At 69.1% G+C, this 21,895-nt stretch carries 22 protein-coding genes; 19 read left to right on the forward strand and 3 right to left on the reverse strand.

What is annotated here, in order from left to right:
* Positions 1–78: 78 nt before the first annotated feature.
* On the reverse strand, positions 79–1,356 hold the full coding sequence (locus TMO_RS15750) for a flavin-dependent oxidoreductase (RefSeq protein WP_014746641.1): 1,278 nt from the start codon (positions 1,354–1,356) through the stop codon (positions 79–81).
* A 232-nt stretch (positions 1,357–1,588) separates the two neighbouring features.
* Between TMO_RS15750 and TMO_RS15755 the strand changes: the two genes are divergently transcribed.
* The 10 genes from TMO_RS15755 (at position 1,589) to TMO_RS15800 (ending at position 8,973) form a co-directional block, all read left to right on the forward strand.
* On the forward strand, positions 1,589–2,086 hold the full coding sequence (locus TMO_RS15755) for a MarR family winged helix-turn-helix transcriptional regulator (RefSeq protein WP_014746642.1): 498 nt from the start codon (positions 1,589–1,591) through the stop codon (positions 2,084–2,086).
* A gap of 139 nt (positions 2,087–2,225) precedes the next feature.
* Positions 2,226–2,867 carry a TRAP transporter small permease gene (locus tag TMO_RS29555; RefSeq protein ID WP_014746643.1) on the forward strand — a complete coding sequence of 214 codons (642 nt, stop codon included), beginning with the start codon at positions 2,226–2,228 and terminating at the stop codon, positions 2,865–2,867.
* Positions 2,864–4,183, forward strand: a complete 1,320-nt coding sequence (locus tag TMO_RS15765) for a TRAP transporter large permease (RefSeq protein WP_014746644.1) — start codon at positions 2,864–2,866, stop codon at positions 4,181–4,183. The genes TMO_RS29555 and TMO_RS15765 overlap by 4 nt, the downstream gene beginning before the upstream one ends.
* Before the next feature lie 23 nt (positions 4,184–4,206).
* Entirely contained in the window at positions 4,207–4,701 is a 495-nt protein-coding gene (locus TMO_RS15770; RefSeq protein ID WP_014746645.1) for a DUF3237 domain-containing protein, read from the forward strand.
* A 75-nt stretch (positions 4,702–4,776) separates the two neighbouring features.
* The gene (locus TMO_RS15775) at positions 4,777–5,847 is read left to right on the forward strand and encodes a TRAP transporter substrate-binding protein (RefSeq protein ID WP_014746646.1); all 1,071 of its coding nucleotides are present in this window, start codon (positions 4,777–4,779) and stop codon (positions 5,845–5,847) included.
* Positions 5,848–5,951: 104 nt separating this feature from the next.
* Positions 5,952–6,452 (forward strand): prolyl-tRNA synthetase associated domain-containing protein, encoded by a 501-nt coding sequence (locus TMO_RS15780; RefSeq protein WP_014746647.1) that lies wholly within the window; start codon positions 5,952–5,954, stop codon positions 6,450–6,452.
* Positions 6,453–6,636: 184 nt separating this feature from the next.
* Positions 6,637–7,554 (forward strand): thioredoxin, encoded by a 918-nt coding sequence (trxA, locus tag TMO_RS15785; RefSeq protein ID WP_014746648.1) that lies wholly within the window; start codon positions 6,637–6,639, stop codon positions 7,552–7,554.
* A 115-nt stretch (positions 7,555–7,669) separates the two neighbouring features.
* The gene (locus tag TMO_RS15790) at positions 7,670–8,338 is read left to right on the forward strand and encodes an LON peptidase substrate-binding domain-containing protein (protein ID WP_014746649.1); all 669 of its coding nucleotides are present in this window, start codon (positions 7,670–7,672) and stop codon (positions 8,336–8,338) included.
* Between the two features lie 19 nt (positions 8,339–8,357).
* Complete coding sequence (locus TMO_RS15795; protein WP_014746650.1) at positions 8,358–8,570, forward strand: Trm112 family protein; 213 nt, start codon at positions 8,358–8,360, stop codon at positions 8,568–8,570.
* 4 nt (positions 8,571–8,574) lie between these two features.
* Positions 8,575–8,973, forward strand: a complete 399-nt coding sequence (locus TMO_RS15800; RefSeq protein WP_014746651.1) for a gamma-butyrobetaine hydroxylase-like domain-containing protein — start codon at positions 8,575–8,577, stop codon at positions 8,971–8,973.
* A 138-nt stretch (positions 8,974–9,111) separates the two neighbouring features.
* Here TMO_RS15800 and TMO_RS31265 read toward each other — a convergent pair whose 3' ends face one another.
* Positions 9,112–9,306, reverse strand: a complete 195-nt coding sequence (locus TMO_RS31265) for a hypothetical protein (protein WP_145978154.1) — start codon at positions 9,304–9,306, stop codon at positions 9,112–9,114.
* Between the two features lie 166 nt (positions 9,307–9,472).
* Positions 9,473–10,687: a UbiH/UbiF/VisC/COQ6 family ubiquinone biosynthesis hydroxylase gene (locus tag TMO_RS15805; protein ID WP_014746652.1), complete on the reverse strand. Its 1,215-nt coding sequence runs from the start codon at positions 10,685–10,687 to the stop codon at positions 9,473–9,475.
* A 353-nt stretch (positions 10,688–11,040) separates the two neighbouring features.
* On the opposite strand from TMO_RS15805, the gene TMO_RS15810 reads away from it, so the two are divergent.
* The 9 genes from TMO_RS15810 to TMO_RS15850 all read left to right on the forward strand — a co-directional run bounded on the left by TMO_RS15810 (position 11,041) and on the right by TMO_RS15850 (position 21,790).
* Positions 11,041–11,379 (forward strand): P-II family nitrogen regulator, encoded by a 339-nt coding sequence (locus TMO_RS15810; protein WP_014746653.1) that lies wholly within the window; start codon positions 11,041–11,043, stop codon positions 11,377–11,379.
* 26 nt (positions 11,380–11,405) lie between these two features.
* Positions 11,406–12,731, forward strand: a complete 1,326-nt coding sequence (amt, locus tag TMO_RS15815) for an ammonium transporter (RefSeq protein WP_014746654.1) — start codon at positions 11,406–11,408, stop codon at positions 12,729–12,731.
* 226 nt (positions 12,732–12,957) lie between these two features.
* On the forward strand, positions 12,958–14,169 hold the full coding sequence (locus TMO_RS15820; protein WP_014746655.1) for an aminotransferase class I/II-fold pyridoxal phosphate-dependent enzyme: 1,212 nt from the start codon (positions 12,958–12,960) through the stop codon (positions 14,167–14,169).
* A gap of 73 nt (positions 14,170–14,242) precedes the next feature.
* A complete protein-coding gene (locus tag TMO_RS15825; protein WP_014746656.1) occupies positions 14,243–16,660 on the forward strand; it encodes a DNA translocase FtsK in 2,418 nt (805 codons plus the stop codon).
* A gap of 25 nt (positions 16,661–16,685) precedes the next feature.
* A complete protein-coding gene (locus TMO_RS15830; protein ID WP_014746657.1) occupies positions 16,686–17,366 on the forward strand; it encodes a LolA family protein in 681 nt (226 codons plus the stop codon).
* 24 nt (positions 17,367–17,390) lie between these two features.
* Positions 17,391–18,737, forward strand: coding sequence for an MATE family efflux transporter (locus TMO_RS15835; protein ID WP_014746658.1), 1,347 nt, complete (start codon positions 17,391–17,393; stop codon positions 18,735–18,737).
* A gap of 56 nt (positions 18,738–18,793) precedes the next feature.
* Positions 18,794–19,579, forward strand: a complete 786-nt coding sequence (locus TMO_RS15840; RefSeq protein WP_014746659.1) for a gamma-glutamyl-gamma-aminobutyrate hydrolase family protein — start codon at positions 18,794–18,796, stop codon at positions 19,577–19,579.
* A gap of 23 nt (positions 19,580–19,602) precedes the next feature.
* Complete coding sequence (locus TMO_RS15845) at positions 19,603–20,217, forward strand: hypothetical protein (RefSeq protein WP_014746660.1); 615 nt, start codon at positions 19,603–19,605, stop codon at positions 20,215–20,217.
* Positions 20,218–20,374: 157 nt separating this feature from the next.
* Positions 20,375–21,790, forward strand: a complete 1,416-nt coding sequence (locus tag TMO_RS15850; RefSeq protein ID WP_014746661.1) for an alanine/glycine:cation symporter family protein — start codon at positions 20,375–20,377, stop codon at positions 21,788–21,790.
* The last annotated feature ends 105 nt before the right edge of the window (positions 21,791–21,895 follow it).

Below are 21,895 nucleotides of genomic sequence, written 5' to 3' on the forward strand. Positions count from 1 at the left end.
GTCGCTGCCGTCTGTGTGCGGGATAATATTCACGGCGGCGGCTGGCGCAAGAGGTTTTTTTCAGTTTGACGACGATTTTCAGACCGGAGCGTCGAGGGGCACCGGATGCAGCGACGGTCGCGCGTTGAGGGCATCGCGATCGAAGCCGGCGATGTGCTTATAATCGCCGATGATTCCGTTGAGTTCCGCCGCCGGCAGCACCTTTTCGACCGCCTTGAACCCGTCCGGCGCCCGCTCCTCGACCAGCTGCATCACCTTCTCGGGCCCGTTGGCACGGTTGGCGAGCACGATGCGCGCGGTGGCAGGCAGCCGCTCCGCCTCGTAGGCGGCAAGCGCCGCATCGACATCGCCCATGGTCGCCAGCCGCCAGACCAGGGTGCGGGCATCCAGAATCGCCTGCGACGCGCCATTGGATCCGATCGGATACATGGGGTGGGCGGCATCGCCCATCAGCGTCACCCGGCCATGGGTCCAGGCCTCCAGCGGATCGCGATCGACCATGGGGAATTCGAACACCCGGATCGCGGCCCGAATGATCGCCGGCACGTCCAGCCAGCCGAAATTCCAGCTCTCAAAGGCCGGCAGGAATTCCTCCAGCACGCCGGGCCGGTTCCAGTCCTCGCGCTCCAGCTTGCGCTCGGGCAGGTTCAGTTCGGCGATCCAGTTGATCAGCGACGCCCCGCGCGCCGCGATGTCGGGATCGATCGGATAGCAGACGAATTTCTGATCCTGGTGGCCGGCCATGACCATGCTGCGGCCGTCCAGATAGGGCGGGGCCTCGCTGACGCCGCGCCAGAGGATGCGGCCATTCCATTTGGGCAGGCCCTCGTCCGGATGGAACTGCGCCCGCACCGCCGAATGGATGCCGTCGGCGGCGATGATGAGATCGGCGGTGTCGTGGCCGAGCGAGGCACCGGTGGTGCGCGAGACCAGATCGATCCGCGCCCGGCCGTCGGCCTGGGTGGCGACGCGGGCGGCGGCATGATCGGTCAGCACCCGGTCGGTACCCAGCCGGGCCCGCGCCGCATCGAACAGCAGCATCTGCAGGCGACCGCGATGGATCGAGTACTGGGGCCAGTTATACCCGGCGTCGCGGCCGCGCGCCTCGCGCCAGATCTCCTGCCCCAGCTTGTTGGTATAGATCAGCGTCGAGGTGGCGACGCCGGTGCGGGCAAGCTCGTCGGCCAGGCCCAGTTCGGTCAGCTCGCGGACCGCATGGGGCAGCAGGTTGATCCCCACCCCCAGCGGCCGGATCTCGGGCACCGCTTCGTAAACCACGGTCTCGATCCCCGCGGCATGCAGGCTGAGCGCGGCCGTCAGCCCGCCGATGCCGGCGCCTGCAATGATGACCTTCATCGGATCCTCTCCTCCCATCCCGCACCCTGGGCACCGGCTCGGAGCCGGGTGCATTGCGTGTTTCGGGTCAGGATATATCCGGAGAATGTACGATGTCATTACAATCCGAATTGACGATCATCCGCTCTACGAACTAATCTGAGGAAACCGGCAGAAAACCGGTTTATGGTGGCCGATGCACCGCCCGGGATCAGAACGAGACCAGCCCGGGCCGGATCATCGGGAGACAGGAATGACACGCGGACGGCGGACGACCTCCAGCGTCCTGCCGCGGCCGGCCGGCCGCGGTGACGCTTTCGAGCAATGGCCGGAGGACGTTGAGTTCGGGGTGCTGCGCGAGCTGATGGGCTATGCGCTGCGCCGGGCCCAGATCGCCATCTACGAGGATTTCTTCGCCACCGTCGCGGATCTGGACATCACGCCGCCGATGTTCTCGTCGATGGTGCTGATCCGGAACAATCCCGGCCTCAGCCAGAGCCGGCTCGGCCGGGTGGTGGGCATTGCCCGATCAGGCACCATGGCCCTGGTCGACCGGCTGGAACGCGCCGGCTATGTCGAACGCCGCCCCACCCCCGGCGACCGGCGGGTCAACCAGCTGGCCCTCACCCCGCATGGCGAGGAGGTGCTCGACGAGCTGATCCGGCGGATCCGCGCCCATGACGACCGGGTCTCGGCGCGGCTCAGCGAGGCGGAGAAGGTCACGCTCCGCGATCTGCTCGCGAGGTTCTGAATACGCGATCTGCTCGCGAGGTTTTGAATACGCGAGCTGCTCGCGCGGCTTGAGACAACATCAGGCGGCATCCGCAGACAGGGGTGCCGGAGACGAGCGGGGCGACAAGATCCCGCCGCCCAGGGAGGAGAGGCGCCCCATGTCGAGGGCAGACCCGGCCCCGCACAGCGTGCAGGGCCGCGGTGAGAAGGCGTCGCGGTCCGGCGGCCCCTTCCGCACCGGTTTCGGCCCCGTCGGGGTCCTGTGCCGTCTGGTCGCCATGGCCGGCGGGCTGATGCTGGTCGCGATCGCCGCGATGTCGGTGATCAGCATCATCGGCCGCTGGTTTGCCGGCACCAGCATCGGCGGGCTGGAATTCGGGCCCGTGCCGGGCGATTTCGAACTGGTCGAGACGGGCACCGCCATCGCGGTCTTCTGCTTCCTGCCCCAGGCCCAGCTCGCCCGCGCCCATGTCACGGTCGATCTCTTCACCATGCGCGCCGGCCCAGCTCTGCGCCGGGCGCTGGGCGTCGTCGCCGATCTTCTGTTCGCGGCCACCACCGCCCTGCTCGCCTGGCGGCTGACCATCGGCCTTGAAGAGCGCCTGACCTATGGCGAAACCACCATGATCCTGGGCCTGCCGCAATGGTGGGTCTATGTGCCGGGGGTGGCCTTCATGGCCCTGACCGCCCTCGCCTGCCTGACCACGCTCACCGCCACGCTGCGCGGTGCGGTGCCGCCGACCGAGGCCGAGGCTGCCGCCGCAGAGGCCGGAACGGCCAGCGAGGAGAGCCGGCGATGAGCGATACCACCATCGGCCTTCTCGGCATTGCCGGCCTGCTCGTCGCCATGGCGCTGCGCGTGCCGGTGGGGCTCGCCATGCTGGTGGCCGGCATTCTGGGCAGCATGGCGGTTGCAGGCCCCATGGGCATCATGGCCGGGCTCACCACCCTGCCGGTGGAGCAGTTCTCCAACCACGCGCTCTCGATCGTGCCGCTCTTCCTGCTGATGGGCGCCTTTGCAGGCCGCGCCGGCCTCTCGCAGCTGCTGTTCGATGCCGCCCGCGACTGGCTGGGCCATCGCCGCGGCGGCCTCGCCATGGCCGCGATCGGCGCCTGCGCCGCCTTCGGCTCGATCTGCGGCTCGTCTCTCGCCACCGCCGCGACCATGACCCGGGTCGCCCTGCCCGAAATGCGCCGCCACGGCTATCACGACGGGCTGGCGACCGGCGTTCTGGCGGCCGGCGGTACGCTCGGCATCCTTATCCCGCCCTCGGTGGTGCTGGTGATCTATGCGGTGCTGACCGGGCAGAACATCGACCGGATGTTCATTGCGGCCCTGGTGCCGGGCGTGCTCGCCGCTCTCGGCTATATGGCGGCGATCCGGGTGCAGGTGATGCTGAACCCCGACGCCGCCCCGGCCGTTCCCCGGATCGGCTGGTCGGAACGTCTCCGCGGCCTCGCCCGCACCTGGCCGGTCTTCGTGATCTTCGTGACGGTGATCGGCGGCATCTATGCCGGCGTCTTCACACCGACCGAAGGGGCGGCGGTGGGGGCCGCGGCCACCGGGCTGTTCGCGCTGGTCCGTGGCGGGCTCCGCCGCGGTGCCTTCACCGAGGTGGTGATGGAGACCGCTTCGGGCACCGCGATGATCTTCATGATCGTGCTGGGGGCCGCCGCCTTCAACGGCTTCCTGGCGCTCACCGGCCTTCCGATGCAGGCGGCCGAGACGATCGGCGGGCTCGACGTGCCGCCGATCGTGGTGCTGGCGGCGATCCTGGCGCTCTATCTGGCGCTCGGCTGCATCATGGACAGCCTGTCGATGATCCTGCTGACCGTGCCGATCTTCTACCCGCTGATCATGGCGCTGGATTTCGGCCTGCCGCCCGCAGAAGCCGCCATCTGGTTCGGCATTCTGGCCCTGGTGGTGGTGGAGGTCGGCATGATCACGCCGCCGGTCGGGCTGAATGTCTTCGTGATCAACGCCATGTCGGGCGGCACGCCGATGCGTGACACCTTCGCAGGCGTGATCCCGTTCCTCGTCTCCGACGTGCTGCGCATCCTGGCGCTGGTGGCCTTTCCGGGCATCACGCTTGGCCTGATGCGCCTGCTCTACTGATCTTCAGGAAAGGTCCGCCGCCCATGACCACCGGCTTTCCCGCCACCCCGCCCGTCCTGTCCCCGGTCGCCCTGATCGAGGCCGAGATCGGCACCCCGCAGGAACTGGGCGCACTGGCCGATGGCCAGCGCCGGATCATCCCGATCCTGGGAGGACGGGTCTCGGGCGCCCGGCTGGCCGGGCGGGTGCTGCCGGGCGGGGCCGACTGGCAGACCGTGCGGCCCGACGGGCTGGCCGAGATCGAGGCCCGCTACACCCTGGCCCTGACCGAGGTCGACGGCGCGGCCGTGGATGCGCTGGTCGACATCCGTAATCCCGGCATGCGCCACGGCCCCGCCGAGGTGCTGGCCCGGGTGGCGGCGGGCGAGGATGTCGACCCCTCGCTCTATTACTTCCGGACCACCCCACGCTTCACCACCGGCCATCCGGCCCTCGGCTGGATGAACCGGACCCTGTTCGTGGCCCGCGGCCGCCGGCTGGCGGCGCGGGTCGAAATCGAGGTCTTCGCGGTCGGCTGACCGCATCAACCAGGCATGTCGCCCGCCCAGAAGCGGCAGCCAGCCCACATCAGGCAGATCAGGGAGGAGAAACCGATGACGGATATCGCAACCGGCTGGCGGCGGCTGGCCACACGGATGGCGGCGGGCGTGGCGGGCCTGGTGGTGGCCGCAGGCATGGCCGGCCAGGCGGCCGCAGCCGAGGTGACGCTGCGCCTGCACCACTTCTTCCCGCCCACCTCGGCGGTCCATTCGAAGTATTTCGCGGACTGGAAGCAGCGGGTGGAGAGCCAGTCCGGCGGGCGGATCGAGGTCAAGATCTACCCGGCCATGCAGCTGGGCGGCACCCCGCCCTCGCTGTTCGATCAGGCGCGCACCGGGCAGGCCGACATCATCTGGACGGTGGTCGGCTACACCCCCGACCGCTTCCCCGAGGCCGAAGTCTTCGACCTGCCCTTCCTGCCGCGCTCGGCCGAGATCACCAGCCAGGCCGCGCATGAATTCGCCATGAAGCACCTCACCAGCCGCTTCGAAGGCGTGAAGGTGATCGCAGCCCACACCCACAGCCCCGGGCTGATCCACACCCGCGATCGCGAGGTCCGCACGCCCGAAGACATGAAGGGGCTGAAGCTGCGCGGGCCGTCGCGGCTGATCAATTCCTTCATCGAGGCGCTGGGCGCCGAGCCGGTCGGCATGCCCGTGCCCCAGACGGCCGAGGCGCTGTCGCGCGGCGTGATCGACGGCACGGTTCTGCCCATGGAAGGGCTGGATGCGCTGCGCCTGCAGGAACTGGTCCACCGCCACATGGTGTTCGCGGGCGAGAATGCGCTCTACACCACCATGATGCTGGTGGCGATGAACCAGGCGAAATATGACGGCCTGCCCGCCGACCTGAAGAAGGTCATCGACGACAATGCCGGCATCGCCGAGGCCCGCGCGATCGGCCGCGTGATGGATCAGGCCGATGCGCCGGTGGTAGCCGCGATCGAAAAGTCCACGACCAACCGGATCATCGCGCTGACGTCCGCAGAAACCGACCGCTTCCGCGCCGTCGGTGCCGAGGTCGAAAAGGCCTGGGCCGAGCGGATGACCGCCCGCGGCATCGACGGCCCGGCGCTGATCGAGGAAGCCAAGGCGCTGGTGGCGAAGTACGCAGCCCAGCCCTGACGGGGTCCCGGTCGCGGGATCCGGACTTGCAGGCGGGGCGGAGAAGCGGCGATGATCCGCGTCTTCGCCCCGCCTGATGTCGTTCAAAGACCACCGGATCCGTCATGCCCGCCACCCGCGCCGACCTCTTCGCCCGTCTCGATGCCCTTGGCATCGCGCACGAGACCTATGACCATGCGCCGGTTTTCACCGTCGAAGAGGCGGAGGCCGAGACCGGCCATGTGCCGGGGCTGCACGTCAAGAACCTGTTTCTGAAGGACAAGCGCGGCGATCTCTGGCTGGCCACCGTCGCCGCCGACCGGCGGGTGGATCTGAAACATCTGCAGGCGCTGCTCGGCGCCGGCCGCTTCTCGTTCGGCAAGCCCGATCTGCTGATGGAGGTACTGGGCGTCACCCCGGGCTCCGTCACGCCTTTCGCGCTGATCAACGATCCCGATCGCCGGGTGGTCTTTGCGCTCGACCGCCGGGTGGCCGAGGCGGAGCGGATCAACGCCCATCCCCTGTTCAACGACGCCTCGACCGTGGTGACGGGCGCGGGGTTAAAACGCTTCGTGTCGAGCTTCGGCCACGACGTACGGATCGTCGATCTCGACACCCCGGCCTGAGCGACGCACCGACCTCAGCGACGCACCGGCCGGATCGCGTCCGAGGCGTAATCCGGCAGGGGCGCCCCTTGCTGGAGACGCGCGCCGTGCCATCTTTCATGCTACAAGCGGGAGGCCGCGGCCGGCCTTCCGGGCGCGGCAGAGTTTCGCCATCGCGCTTCGAAAAAAGAACGGGACCGTTGCCATGCAGACCATCATCGGCGGCGCCGGGGGCACCGCCCCGGCGGATGTGATCAAGGACACCGACACCGCGCATTTCATGGCCGACGTCATCGAGACCTCGCGTGAAACGCCGGTCATCGTCGATTTCTGGGCGCCCTGGTGCGGCCCCTGCAAGCAGCTGACCCCCGTGCTCGAAAAGGTGGTCCTGGCCGCCAAGGGCAAGGTGCGGCTGGTCAAGATGAACATCGACGAGAACCCGGAACTGGCGCAGCAGATGCGCATCCAGTCGATTCCGGCGGTCTATGCCTTCGTGGGCGGCCGGCCGATCGACGGGTTCATGGGCGCCCTGCCCGAAAGCCAGATCCGCCAGTTCGTCGACAACCTTCTCCGCGCCGGCGGCGACGACGAAACCCGGATGATCGACGAGGCACTGGCCCAGGCGGCCGAGCTGCTGGAGGCCGGCGATGTGCGCATGGCCGGCGGTCTTTACACCCAGGTTCTGCAGGCCGATCCGTCGCGCACCGAGGCCCTGGCCGGGCTCTCCCAGGTCTATGTGAAGATGGGTGACCTGGAGAAGGCGCGCGAGGTACTGGCCCACGCGCCGGAAGAGATGGCGAAGGACCCCCATCTGGTCCGCGCCCGCACCGCCATCGACCTGGCCGAGAAGGCGGCCGGTGCCGGAGAGACCGCGGCGCTGGAAGCCAGGCTCGCCACCGATCCGGCCGATCATGCCACCCGCATGGAACTCGCCATGGCGCTCTATGCCGCAGGCGATGCCAAGGCCGCGATCGACCAGCTGCTGGAGATCGTCCGCCGCGACCGCGAGTGGAACGAGAATGCCGCCCGCACTCAGCTGTTCGAGATCTTCGATGCGCTGGGCCCCAAGGATCCGGTGGCCCAGAGCGGCCGCCGCAAGCTGACCTCGATCCTGTTCGCCTGATCCGCCGACACGATCCGCCGGATCCCGGACGGGGCGGTGGGCGACCGGCGCGCCCCCGCCTTCCGGATCCTGCGCCCGCAACCCGCCGGCCGACCGAGCAGAGCCCGAAGCTGCCATGATCCGTGCCCACGACGTCCTGCCGCCAGTGCTGCCGGTCTTCCCGCTCGGCGGCGTCATCCTGCTGCCCGGGGGGCGGCTGCCGCTGAACATCTTCGAGCCGCGCTATCTGGCGATGATCGACGACGCGCTGGGCAGCCACCGGCTGATCGGCATGGTCCAGCCGGTCCGCGCCGGGCTCGGCACCAATCTGGGCCTCGTCTCCGGTGCGCCCGAAATCTACGGCGTCGGCTGTGCGGGCCGGATCAGCAGTTTCCAGGAAAGCGGCGACGGCCGCTATCTGATCACGCTGACCGGGGTCGCCCGCTTCCGCGTGGCCGAGGAACTGGCCGTCACCACGCCCTATCGCCAGGTCCGCACCGATTTTGCCGCCTTCGAGGCCGATCGTGGCGAACCGCCGCCGGCCGGGCTGGACCGCGCCCTGCTGACCGACCGGCTGAAGCGCTATTTCGCCCTGCAGGGGCTGTCTGCCGACTGGCAGGCGATCGATCAGGCCTCGGACCAGGCGCTGATCACCTCGCTCGCCATGATCTGCCCCTTCTCGGAGGCAGAGAAGCAAGCCCTGCTCGAGGCACCCTCCCTGCCGGAACGCGCCGCCTTGATCCTCGACATGATGGAGATGGCGTTGCATACCGGAGAGGACGACGACGACGCGCCGCGTCACTGACCGCAAGGATATATATCCCATGTCCGACACCCCCACCGTGCCGCCCGCCTGCGTCGATCCGCGCCTGCTGGAGATTCTGGTCTGCCCGCTGACCCGCGAGCCGCTGCGCTATGACGCCGCCGCCCAGGAGCTGATCAGCGATGCGGCGAAGCTTGCCTATCCGATCCGCGACGGCATCCCGATCATGCTGGTCGACGAAGCCCGCTCGCTCGACGACGCGGCCGGAGCCTGATCCGATGGCCGGCGCCCATGAACACGAGCATGTCCATGCCCCCGCACCGGCCGCCCCCTGGCCGGTCGAGATCCGCCTGAAGCGGTCGGCGCGGGTTCTGGAGGTCACCTTCGACGACGGCAACCATGTCCGGCTGGGGGCGGAGTACCTGCGCGTGGAAAGCCCCTCGGCTGAAGTGCAGGGCCACGGCCCCGGGCAGAAGAAGGTGCCGGCCGGCAAGCGCAATGTGGCGATCGTCGACGTTCAGCCGGTCGGCAACTACGCCGTGCGGCTCGTCTTCGACGACGGCCATTCCACCGGCATCTATGGCTGGGGCTATCTGGCGGAACTCGCGCGTGAGCACGACCGGCGCTGGGAAAGCTATCTCGACGCCCTTGCCGCCGCCGGCCAGACGCGGGACTGAGCAGAGCCGGGGCTGAACAGGGGGCCGACAAAAAAAAGTGGCCGCCGCGACGGGGCATGTCGCGACGGCCAGGCTTCGGGTGATCGGGCCCGAGCTTTCTTAATTCTGAAATCTGCGGCGTTGCGGTTCCGGCTGGTCTCAGCGGGCAACCCGGCGGCGACGCGGGTTGCGGCTGCCGGTTCCCGTGCCGGTACCGGGGCCGCGATAGGTGCGGCCGCGCCGCGGCGCATCGGCCGTAGCACGCAGGCCGGCAGGATAGGGGGCCGGCGCAGCCATGCGGGGCGCTGCGGAGCCGGAGTGGGCGTGGTTGCGCGGGGGGCGAACCATGGTCATGGGGGCATTCCTTGAACATCGGCCCGACAGGATGCACCCACCCGGTCCGCCATGTTGTCAGTTCGGGTGATGATTACCAGCGGTAGCAAAGCACGGCCAGCCCCCGATCATGGGGGGCGCCCTGAAAATGCGGCCGGGGACATGCGATCTTCCCGCAGGATGCGTCTCAGGGCATGCGTCCCTGAACCAGGGCCGGCAGGCGGCCCAGTTCGCCCATCGCATGGCGCATGGCCAGTTTCTTCACCGGCCCCAGCCGGTTCACCGCCGCAAGCCCCAGATCGCGTGCCAGGCGTACCGGCGCCACATCGTTGGAAAACAGCCGGTTCAGCCCGTCGGTCGCCGCCACCAGCGCCATGGTGTCGGTGCGGCGCCAGCGTTCATATGCCGCAAGCACATCCGGGGCGCCGACATCGCCGCCCAGGCGCCGCGCCTGCACCATCACCTCGACCAGGGCCGCCACGTCGCGGATGCCCAGATTGAAGCCCTGCCCCGCGATCGGATGGATGGCATGGGCGGCATCGCCCACCAGCGCCAGGCGCCGGTCGACGAAGCGCCGCGCCAGGGTCAGTGCCAGCGGATAGGCGAAGCGCGGACCTTCCAGCCGGAGCTGCCCCAGAAAATCGCCGAAGCGGGCCCGCAGCTCTTCCAGATATCGCAGATCGTCCAGCGCCTGGATGCGGGCGGCATCCTCGTGCCGTTCGGTCCACACGATCGACGAGCGATTGCCGGCCAGCGGCAGGATCGCAAAGGGGCCCGGCGTCAGGAAACGTTCATGGGCCACACCTTCATGCGGGTATTCATGGGCCACGGTGCAGACCAGGCCGGTCTGGCCATAGCCCCATTCGGTGACCGCGATCCCGGCCTCGTCGCGCAGCCGTGACCGGCGGCCGTCGGCCGCCACCACCAGCGGCGCACGCAGCACCCGGCCATCCGCCAGGGTAACGGTCGCCCGCGCGCCCTGCCGGTCGACCGAGACCACGCCTGCCGGGGCCACCACGGTCAGCCGATCGGCAAGTGCCGCGGCACGCTGCGCCAGGGCAGCCCGCATGTGGCGGTTCTCGACCAGCCAGCCCAGCGGTTCTTCCCCCACCTGGGCATGGTCGAAATGCAGATGCATCAAGCTGGGCCCGTCGGTTACCCGGATATGTTCGATCGCGCCGGTTTCCGCCACCAGCGGCCAGACACCGATCGCGGCCAGCACCTGCTTCGACCCATGGGCGATGGCACTGGCCCGGCCGTCGAACCCGCGATCGAGCTGCGCCGTGGGATCTTCGCGATCGACGACGATCACGTCGAGGCCGGCTGCTGCGGCGGCAACGCCCAGCGTCATACCGACCAGCCCGCCGCCCACGATCACCAGGTCGCCCGCCACCATCTCCATCGGCCTCCGCTCCGCCACGCCTGCTCGGTGATGCCGGGCCGGTGAGCCCGGCCCTGCCGCGCAAGATCGGCCCGCCGGTTCCGAAAGTCCAGCCATGCCCGCCAATTCGGTGGCGTGACCAGGAATTGCCCACCATCGGGTGATCTGCACAAAAAACAGACAATATGATTCGCTGCCCCCGCGTCGCGGCGTGCCCGATCCCGCCGGATTGCCCGTCCATCGCGCATTGCAGCGCGGAATCCCGCCAATGACACGAAATTGGCACGGGTCTTGAAGTGTCACGCCCGGACCGCCGGCGCCCAGGGTGCCGGCCGCCAGGACATCAAGGCTGCGGGGGAAAGGAACAGGGCGCCATGAAGCTGATCTCTGCGATCATCAAGCCCTTCAAGCTGCAAGCCGTTCGCGAGGCGCTGACCGATCTGGGCATCCAGGGCCTGACCGTCACCGAGGTGAAGGGATATGGGCGGCAGAAGGGTCAGACCGAAATCTATCGCGGCGCGGAGTACGAAGTGAATTTCGTGCCGAAGCTGAAGATCGAGATCGCCCTCAACGACGATCTGCTGGAAGCAGCGGTCGAGGCGATCCAGACCAATGCCCAGACCGGCAAGATCGGCGACGGCAAGATTTTCGTGTTCGACCTCGAACGTGTGGTGCGCATCCGCACGGGCGAAACCGACAAGGACGCTCTCTGAGCCAACGGGAAGGAGACCCACCAGAGATGGCGCTGACGGCCACCAACTTCCGGCGTGCCGCCCTTGCGGCGATCGCTCTCACCCTCGTTGCGGCACCGGCGCGGGCCGAAGTCGACCCCGAGGTTCAGTATATCCTCAACACCTTCTCGTTCATCATCAACGGCGCCCTGGTCATGTGGATGGCCGCGGGCTTCGCGATGCTCGAATCCGGCCTGGCCCGGACGAAGAACGTCGCCACCATCCTGCTCAAGAACATCTCGCTCTTCGCCGTGGCCGGCATCACCTTCTACCTCGTCGGCTACAACCTGATGTACATGAACGTCGACGGCGGCTGGATCGGCAGCCTGGCCATCTGGTCGCAGAGCGACGCCACGGGCGACGCCATCGTCTACGAGGCCGGCACCTATGCCTCGGCGTCGGACTGGTTCTTCCAGATGGTCTTCGTCGCCACCGCTGCGTCGGTCGTGTCGGGCACCGTCGCGGAACGCAGCAAGCTCTGGTCGTTCCTGCTCTTCGTCGTGCTGCTGACCACCATCAGCTATCCGATCACCGGCTCGTGGGTCTGGGGCGGCGGCTGGCTGTCCGAGATGGGCTTCGTCGATTTCGCCGGCTCCACCCTGGTGCATGCGGTCGGCGGCTGGGCGGCCCTGGTCGGCGCCATCATCATCGGCCCGCGCATCGGCAAGTACAGCCGTGACGGCCGGGTGAACCCGATGCCCGGCTCCAACCTGGCGCTGGCCACCCTCGGCACCTTCGTCCTCTGGCTCGGCTGGTTCGGCTTCAACGGCGGCTCGATGCTGGCGCTCGGCACCGGCGCGGATGCCACCGGCATGGCCAATGTCGTGGCCAACACCAGCATGGCGGCTGCCGGCGGCATCGTCGCCGCGATGATCCTCTCGCAGCTCCTCTACAAGAAGGTCGACCTCACCCTGGCGCTGAACGGCGCGCTGGCCGGCCTGGTCTCGATCACCGCCGGCCCCGACACCCCCTCCGTCGGCGGGGCGATCCTGATCGGTGCGGTCGGCGGCGTCCTCGCCAGCCTGACGGTGCCGCTGCTCGACAAGCTGAAGATCGACGACGTGGTCGGTGCCATCCCGGTGCATCTCGTCGGCGGCATCTGGGGCACGATCGCCGTGCCGATCACCAATGCCGATGCCAGCTTCGGCACCCAGATCGTCGGCATCGTCGCGATCGGCGCCTTCACCGCGGTGTTCTCGGCCGTCGCCTGGCTGCTGATCAAGTTCACCGTCGGTGTCCGGGTCTCGGAAGAGGTCGAACATGGCGGGCTGGACAAGGCGGAGCTGGGCCTCGAAGCCTACCCCGAGTTCGGCCGCGGGTCGCAGACCCTCTGACGCCACCACTCATCGCACACCCGGCTGCCCCGGCAGCCGGTCCTGCCTGCGACGCCCCGGCCTTCTGGTGAAGGCCGGGGCGTCCGCTCTTGCGGCAGAGCGGTCAGGCGCCGTAAGGTGCCCCGGCACCCCCGCGGCCCGCACCCAGGACGCCCCCGGCCAACGCCCGGGTGGCACGACCGACGGACGGCGGTTTCGGAACGACTTCAATCCTCTGGCGTCATCCATGCTCAATCCCCGGCTCGCCGCGCTCACCGACTACCCGTTCCGGCGCCTGGACGCGCTGATCGCCGGCGCCGAGCCGCCGGACGGGATCACCCGGCTGATGATGTCGCTGGGGGAGCCGCAGGGTGGCGCCCCGGCCCTGATTGCCGAGATCGTGGCGGCAGAGGCGGCGGGTTTCGGGAAGTATCCGGCCGTGGCCGGCACGCCGGATCTGCGCCGGGCGATCGCCGCCTGGGCCACCCGCCGCTACGGCCTGCCCGACGGCTTTCTCGACCCCGAAACCTCGGTCCTGGCCGCGGCCGGCACCCGCGAGGCGCTGTTCGCTACCCTTCAGGCGGTGACACCCGAGGTGAAGGACGGCGTGCGCCCGGTGGTGCTGATGCCCAACCCCTTCTACCAGGTCTATGCCGGCGGGGCGGTGATGGCGGGGGCCGAGCCGGTCTTCGTGCCGGCGACCGCAGAGACCGGCTTCCAGCCGGATCTGGCGGCGGTCTCGCCCGATCTCTGGCGGCGCGCCTCGGCCGCCATCGTCTGCTCCCCCGCCAACCCGCAGGGCACGGTGCTGAGCGAGGCGGCGATGCTGGATCTGATCCGCCTGGCGCGTGCGCATGACGCGGTGCTGATCGCCGATGAATGCTATTCCGAAATCTGGGTCGAAACCCCGCCCCCGGGCCTGCTGGAAGTGGCGGCGAAACATGGGCTGGGCCTCGACAATCTGCTGGTCATGAATTCGCTGTCCAAGCGCTCGGGCGCGCCGGGGTTGCGCGCCGGCTTCATCGCCGGCGATCCGAAGCTGATCGCCGGCCTGCTGCGCATGCGCACCTATTCGACCGGCTTCCTGTCGCCGCCGCTGATGGCCGCCGCCACCGCACTCTGGGCCGACGAGGCCCATGTCGAGATCAACCGCACCCGCTATCGAGCCTCGATGGCCGCGGCCGAGCGGATCCTGGGCCCGGCCTTCGGCTGGACCATGCCGGCCGGCGGCTTCTTCGCCTGGGCCGATGTGGGCGATGGCGAGGCGGCCGCGCGCCGGCTGTGGGCCGAGGCCGGTGTCAAGGTCCTGCCCGGCGCCTATCTTTCCCGCGAGGGCGATCCGGCCCATGGCTTCGCCCCCGACAATCCCGGCGCCCGCTATGTCCGCATCGCGCTGGTCCACGCACCGGATGTCGTCGAGGAGGGGCTGACCCGCATCGCCCGCACCCTCGCCGGCTGACCGCCGCCGCCTTCCGCCACCGTCCCGCTCCCTCGTGGACATCCCGTCTTCCAGACACGATCAGCCGAGACCCATGGCCGCACGCTCGACCGGAACCGATCGGACGACCCGCTTCCTGCCCGCCGGGGCTGCCGGCCTTGCCCAGCGCCTGACCCGCGCCGCCGGCGGGCTGGTCCTGGCGGTGATCGCGATCTGCCTGATCCTGGCCCTGGCGAGCTATGACCAGAACGATCCGTCGCTGAACCACACGGCGGAATTCCCCATCGTCGCCAATGTGATGGGCATGGCCGGCGCCTATTTTGCCGACATGTCCCTGCAGGCGCTGGGTCTGGGGGCGGTGATCCTGCCGATGGTGATGCTCGGCTGGTCATGGCGGCTGATGCGCGGCCGCGGCCTGCCGATGCTGTGGCTGAACCTGACCGTGCTGCCCGTCGCCCTGGTCGCGACCGCGGGCCTTGCGGCCGCCTTTGGCCGGCCGGAAGGCTGGCCGCTGGAAAGCGGGCTCGGCGGGGTGGTGGGCATGCTGCTCTATGCCCGGCTCACCGCCGTCACCGGCGTCGGCCCCTATCTCGTCATCACCCTGGGGCTGGCGCTCGGCGGCATGCTGGCGGCGGCCGGCATGGGGCTGGGCGACTGGCGCAGCATCGGCCGGGGCATCGGCTCCGCCGGCGGCCTGGCCGGCCGGGGCGGCAGCCGGCTGGCCGGCCTGTTGCGGCGGCGCCATGCTGCGGCAGACGACACACCAGAGGCCCGCGGGCGCCCCGCGCGCGGTCAGGCCGCCCGCCGGACCGCCGAGCCGCGGTTCGACGACGATGCAGCACCGGTCGCCGCCCCGCCCCGGCGCCGTGCCCCAGAACCCGCCGAGGCCCCGGCCGCCGGCGGTCCGCGGATCGGCGCGCCCCGGCGCAATGTCGAGGCGGCCGCCGCCGAGGCCCGCCGCCGCAACCCGCTCAACCTGGACGAGGCGTCCAACTACCGGCTGCCGGCCCTGGATCTGCTGGCGCTGGCGCCGCGCGGCGGCACCGGCAGCCAGGATCCCGGGCTTCTGGCCGAACAGGCCCGGGCGCTGGAAGGCGTGCTCGACGATTTCGGCGTCAAGGGCCGCATCGTCGAGGTCCGCCCCGGCCCGGTGGTCACGCTGTTCGAGCTGGAACCGGCGCCCGGCATCAAATCGTCGCGCGTGATCAGCCTGGCCGACGACATCGCCCGCTCGATGAGCGCGATATCGGCCCGCGTCGCGGTCATTCCGGGGCGCAACGCCATCGGTATCGAGCTGCCCAACCCGAAGCGCGAGATGGTCTTCCTCCGCGAGCTGCTGGCGAGCGAGGCCTACGAGGTCACCGCCTCGCGGCTGGCGCTGGCGCTCGGCAAGGATATCGGCGGCGCGCCGGTGATCGCCGATCTTGCCCGCATGCCCCATCTTCTGGTCGCCGGCACCACCGGCTCGGGCAAGTCGGTCGCGATCAACACCATGATCCTGTCGCTGCTCTACCGGCTGTCGCCCGACCAGTGCAAGTTCATCATGATCGACCCCAAAATGCTGGAGCTGTCGGTCTATGAGGGCATCCCGCATCTGCTGGCACCGGTGGTGACCGAGCCGGGCAAGGCGGTGGTGGCGCTGAAATGGGCGGTGCGCGAGATGGAAGGCCGCTACCGTGCCATGTCGAACCTGGGCGTGCGCAATATCGGCGGCTACAACAAGCGCGTCGCCGAGGCCCGCGACGCCGGCGAGATCCTGACCCGCACCGTTCAGACCGGCTTCGACCCCGAAACCGGCAAGCCGATCTTCGAGGAACAGACCCTCGAGACCGAGCCCATGCCTTATATCGTGGTCGTGGTCGACGAGATGGCCGATCTGATGCTGGTGGCCGGCAAGGACATCGAAGCGGCGATCCAGCGCCTGGCCCAGATGGCCCGTGCCGCCGGCATCCATCTGATCATGGCCACCCAGCGCCCCTCGGTCGACGTGATCACCGGCACGATCAAGGCCAATTTCCCCACCCGCATCTCTTTCCAGGTCACCAGCAAGATCGACAGTCGCACCATTCTGGGCGAGCAGGGTGCCGAGCAGCTGCTGGGCCAGGGCGACATGCTGCACATGGAAGGCGGCGGACGGATCACCCGCGTCCACGGCCCCTTCGTCTCGGATGAAGAGGTGGAGAAGGTGGTCCGGGCTCTTAAAGAACAGGGTGCGCCCACCTACATCGAAGCGGTGACCGACGATCCGGAGCTTGCCTCCGGCAGCACCGCCGACATCATACAGGGTGGTGGGGCCGGAGGCGGCGGTGGCGAGGACGATCTCTACGATCAAGCCCTTGCCGTCGTGCTTCGCGAGCGCCGGGCCTCGACCAGCTTCATCCAGCGCCACCTGCAGATCGGCTACAACCGGGCGGCGCGGCTGATCGAGCGCATGGAGAACGAAGGCGTCGTCAGCCGCGCCGATCGCACCGGCCGCCGGGAGGTACTGCTCGGCGAGCCCCGCGACGACTGAGCGCCGATACGAGGAGTTTCCCCCCATGTCCCTTCGCCTGTCAGGCACCCTTCGCCGTGCCGCTTTCGCTGCGGGTGCCCTCGCGGTGATCGCCACGGCCCTGCCCGAGGCCGCCCTCGCGCAGCAGAAGCCGGCTGCCGCTCCTGCGAAGGCACCCAATGTCGCCGCGGCTGAAGCCCGACGCGACATGGACCGCGCCGAAGCCTATCTGAACGGCTTCCGGCGTATGAAGGCGCATTTCACCCAGGTCGCAGCCGATGGCTCGACCTCGGAAGGCACCTTCTACCTGTCCCGGCCGGGCCGGCTGAGGGTCGATTACGATCCGCCGGTCGATCAGCTTCTGGTCGCCAACGGATCGCAACTGATCCATTACGACCGCAAGCTCGATCAGCCCTCCTACATCCCGCTCAGCCAGACGCCCGCCGGGCTGCTGACCCGCGAGACTTTCGATTTCGATGATCCGCTGCTCGAATTCGCCGGCTACGAGCGCGATGCCAATGCCTTTGCGATCACGCTTCGCGACGCCAAGAACCCGGATCTGGGCTCGCTCGCCCTGGTCTTCACCGACAACCCGGTGCAACTGCGCCAGTGGGTGGTGACCGATCCGCAGCGCGGCGTCACCCGGGTGACGCTCAGCGATGTGAAGCTGGATCCGACGCTGGACAGCGACCTCTTCGTCTTCAATCGCTTCGCCCCGAAGAAGTGACGAGGCCCGGGAAGTGATGGTCCTGTGACCGAGGCCGGCTCCGCGGTCGACAGCCGTGCGATCTGGCGGATCGCCGGGCCGATGATCCTGTCCAACCTGTCGGTCGCGGCCTTAGGCGCCGTCGATACCGGCGTCGCCGGCCATCTGGGCTCGGCGGGCAGCCTGGCCGCCGCGGCGATCGGCGGCCAGCTGCTGTCGTATTTCGTCTGGTGCTGCGGCTTCCTGCGCATGGGCACCACCGGGCTTTCCGCCGGCGCGGCCGGCCGGGGCGACCGCCCGGAAGGTGCCGCCGTACTGGGCCGCGGGCTGGCGCTGGCACTCGGGCTCTCCGCTCTGCTCGGCCTGGGACTTACCGTCACCCTGCCCTGGCTGCTCGCCCTGTTCGGCCCGGCGCCCGCGGTCAGGGACCTGGCGGCCGGCTATGTCCTGATCCGCCTGGCCGGCCTGCCGGCCGCCCTGGCCGTGCTGGTGCTGGTCGGCTGGTTCGTCGGCCGGGGAGAGGCAGGGTTGCCGCTCGCCATGATCCTGGCGACTAATCTGGTCAATGCCGGGCTCGACCTGTTGCTGGCCCTGAATCTGGGCCTCGGCCTCGACGGGCTGGCGATCGCGAGTGCCGTGGCGGACTGGACCGGCTGTCTGATCGGCCTTGCGGCCGCGCTTCGCACCCTGACCCGCGAGCGCACGCCCCGCCCCGGCAGACGGGCCCTGGGCGACTGGCCGGCCATCGCCCGCATGGCCCGGATCAATGGCGACATCTTCGTCCGCACCCTGCTGCTGATCGGCGGCTTCGCCCTGTTCATGAGCCTGGCCGGCCGGCTCGGCACCACCCAGCTTGCCGCCACCGCCCTGCTGCTCACCTTCTTCAGCATGGCCTCGCAGGGGCTGGACGGGATGGCCTATGCGGCCGAATCTCTTGCCGGACGCGCCCTTGCCGCCGGCGATCTGGCGGGCTTCGACCGGGCCGTGCGCATGACCGGGATCTGGACCGCGGCGCTGGGCGTGCTGGCGGCTCTGGTCTTCGCCCTCGCCGGCCCGCTGCTGATCCAAACCCTCACCGATCTCGACGAGGTCCGGCGGGTGGCCGGCGATCTTCTGCCCTATGTCGTCGCCCTGCCGCTTATCGCCTGGGCCTGCTTCTGGCTGGACGGGGTGTTCATCGGCGTCACCTGGTCGGGCGCCATGCGCGATGCAATGCTCATCGCCTTCGCGATACATCTTGGACCGGCGCTGGTTCTGCCCGATATGATGGGGGCGGACGGGTTGTGGATCGCCTTCCTCGGCCTGTTCGCGGCGCGTGGCCTGGCGATGGCCGGCTGGTATCTGGCCCGTCGGCGTCGCCTCTCGCCCCAGCCTCAACGATCCAGCATCTGAGCACGCCACCTCGCGGCCTGTCGCAGCGGCCGCACCAGCCATCGGAGCCGATCGCCTTGTCGAGCGCGCCCATCTCCTCCGGCCGCCGGCCGGTCATCGCCGTCACCGCCTGCATCAAGCTGGTCGAGGGCAGCCCCTCCCATGCGGCGGGCATGAAATACGTCGAAGCCGCGGCGGATGGTGCCGGCGGCATGCCGCTGATCGTGCCGGCGCTGGGCTCCGGCATCGACATCGATCAGGTGCTGGATCTGGTCGACGGCGTGCTGGTCACGGGCAGCACCTCGAACGTCGCGCCCGAGATCTATGGCGGCCCGGCGCCCCGGCCCGGCAACAAGGGCGATCCGGCGCGCGATGCCACCACCCTGCCGCTGATCCGCGCCGCGATCGAGCGCGACATGCCGCTGCTCGCCATCTGCCGCGGCCATCAGGAACTGAACGTCGCCCTGGGCGGCAGCCTGCACCAGCATGTCCACGAAGTGCCGGGCATGATGGATCATCGCGACGATGCCAGCCTGCCCTGGGAAGAGCGCTTCGGCCATGCCCATCCGGTGATGCCCGAAGCCGGCGGCCTGCTCGCCCGGATCCAGGGCGGTGTCGCCCCCTTCCTGGTCAACTCCCTGCACCACCAGGCGATCGACCGGCTGGCCCCGGGGCTGCGCGTCGAAGCCCGGGCCGAGGACGGTCTGGTCGAGGCGATTTCGATCCCCGGCCGCCGCTTCGTCCTGGGCGTGCAGTGGCATCCCGAGGCCCTGTGGCGGATCGATCCCGCCCATGACGCCATCCTCAAGGCGTTCGGAGAGGCCGCCCGCGCATGGGCTGCCCGCGCCGAAGCCGCCGCCTGACCCCCTGCCGGATACCCTGCCTCATGCCCCGCCTGCCCGACGATTTCGACGACGACGACGACCGTTTCGACCCCGATCACCCGCTGGCGGATCAGCCGGCACTGGCGGCGGTCGCCCGCTTCGCCCGCATGCTCGAGACCATCCCCTGGTTCTCGCGCGTCGGCGACCGGCTGGACGCCGACGACCGGGCTGCGGCCGAAGACTACCTGTCGGCGCTGGGCTTCCCCGGCGCCGCGGTGGTCCCGGTCGGCGACTGGTACGAGGCGGCGGACTGCGCCGAGGCACTGGACATGCACTCCCTGTCCTGGGAGGAGGAGGAGCATCTCCGCGCGGTCGCCCATGAAACCGCGCTCGAGATCACCGATGAAGAGGCGCTCGACGTGGCGCTCTCTCATGTCGCCCATCAGGCCGCCTCTCTGGTCGGCCCGGCCGCCGTGCTGTCGATGCGGGTCGGCGGTCTGGACGACGAGGCGCTGGCCCGGGCTGCCGCCGGCCATGCGGTTCAGGCCTGCCATCAGGCGGCCCTGGTCCTGGCGGCGGGGCTGGGGGCCGAGCATCCCTTCGCGCTCAAATTCCGGCTCTACGAACGGGGGCGCTGGCCGGTCTCGATCACGGGAGAAAGCTTCAATCTGTTCTGAATTTATAGATCTGCGTATGCCGATTGCCGGAAGGTGGCATGGCGGAGATCGCCGTGTCACTGGCGCCAGTTCGCGCCATCGGTTCAAATGGTGGGGTCGGGCCTGAATTCGAAACATCCAACCACGGGTCCGACCAGCCGAAAGGGGTCCGGCCCGTATGGATGCAATCATCGATTTTCTCAACACCCTGCTCTGGAGCTATGTGCTGATCTACGGCCTGCTGGGGGTGGGCATCTACTTCACCCTCCGCCTGCGCTTCGTCCAGATCCTGCATTTTCCCGAGATGATCCGGGCGGTGATCGGCTCAGGGGATAACGACCGCTCGGGCATCTCGCCCTTCCAGGCGCTGTGCACCAGCCTTGCCTCTCGCGTCGGTACCGGCAATCTGGCCGGTGTGGCCGTGGCGCTGTATCTGGGCGGGCCGGGCGCGATCTTCTGGATGTGGGTGGTGGCGGCGATCGGCATGGCCACCGCCTATGCCGAAAGCAGCCTCGCCCAGCTCTACAAGGTTCGCGACGGTCATCGCCAGTATCGCGGCGGCCCGGCCTTCTACATGGCCAAGGGACTGAAGGCGCCCTGGGCGGGCTGGCTGTTCTCGATCTTCCTGATCCTGACCTTCGGCCTGGTGTTCAATGCGGTGCAGGCGAATTCCATCGCCGAGGCCGGCGAGGCGGCCTTCGGCCTGGGTAAGATCTGGATCGGCCTCGCCATCGCCGTGCTGACCGCGATCGTCATCTTCGGCGGCATCCGCCAGATCGCCCGGGTGGCGGAGCTGGTGGTGCCGTTCATGGCGGTGATCTATCTGGCCGTGGCACTCTATGTCATCGTGGTCAACATCAGCGAAGTGCCGGCCGCGATCGGCATGATCCTGCGCAGCGCCTTCGGTATCGAGCAGGCGGCCGGCGGCATCGTCGGCGGCATGGCGGCCGCCATGCTCAACGGCGTGAAGCGGGGCCTGTTCTCGAACGAGGCCGGCATGGGCTCGGCGCCGAACATCGCCGCCGCCGCAACACCCGATCCGCACCACCCCTCCTCGCAGGGCTTCGTGCAGTCGCTGGGCGTGTTCATCGACACCCTGCTGATCTGCACCGCGACCGCGATCATGATCCTGCTGTCCGACCGGCTGGTGCCCGGCTCGGGCGTCACCGGCACCCAGCTCACCCAGGAAGCGCTGACCGCCCATATCGGCGATGCCGGTGCCTGGTTCGTGGCGGTGGCGATCTTTTTCTTCGCCTTCACCTCGATCATCGGCAACTACGCCTATGCCGAGAACGCCCTGGTCTTCGTGAAGGCCGACAGCGCCATCGGCATCACCATCCTGCGCTGCGGCACTCTCGCCATGGTGCTCTGGGGCAGCTATGAGAGCGTCTCGACCGTGTTCAACGCGGCCGATACTTCCATGGGCCTGATGGCCGTGATCAATCTGGTCGCCATCGTCCTGCTTTCGGGCACGGTCGCGAAGCTCACCCGCGACTATCTGGAACAGCGTCGTGGCGGCCAGATCCCGGTCTTCCACGCCGCCGATTATCCCGAACTCGCAGGCGAGATCGACGAGGACATCTGGAGCCGCTGATCGGGCGGAGACGGGTGATCGGGCGGACATGGGGCAAAGGAAAGGCCGGCTTCCTTCGGGGAAGCCGGCCCTTCTGCCGTCGGATCTGTCAGGCCAGGAACCCGG

Origin of the sequence: Tistrella mobilis KA081020-065, from assembly GCF_000264455.2 — a bacterium.
GTDB lineage: Bacteria > Pseudomonadota > Alphaproteobacteria > Tistrellales > Tistrellaceae > Tistrella > Tistrella mobilis.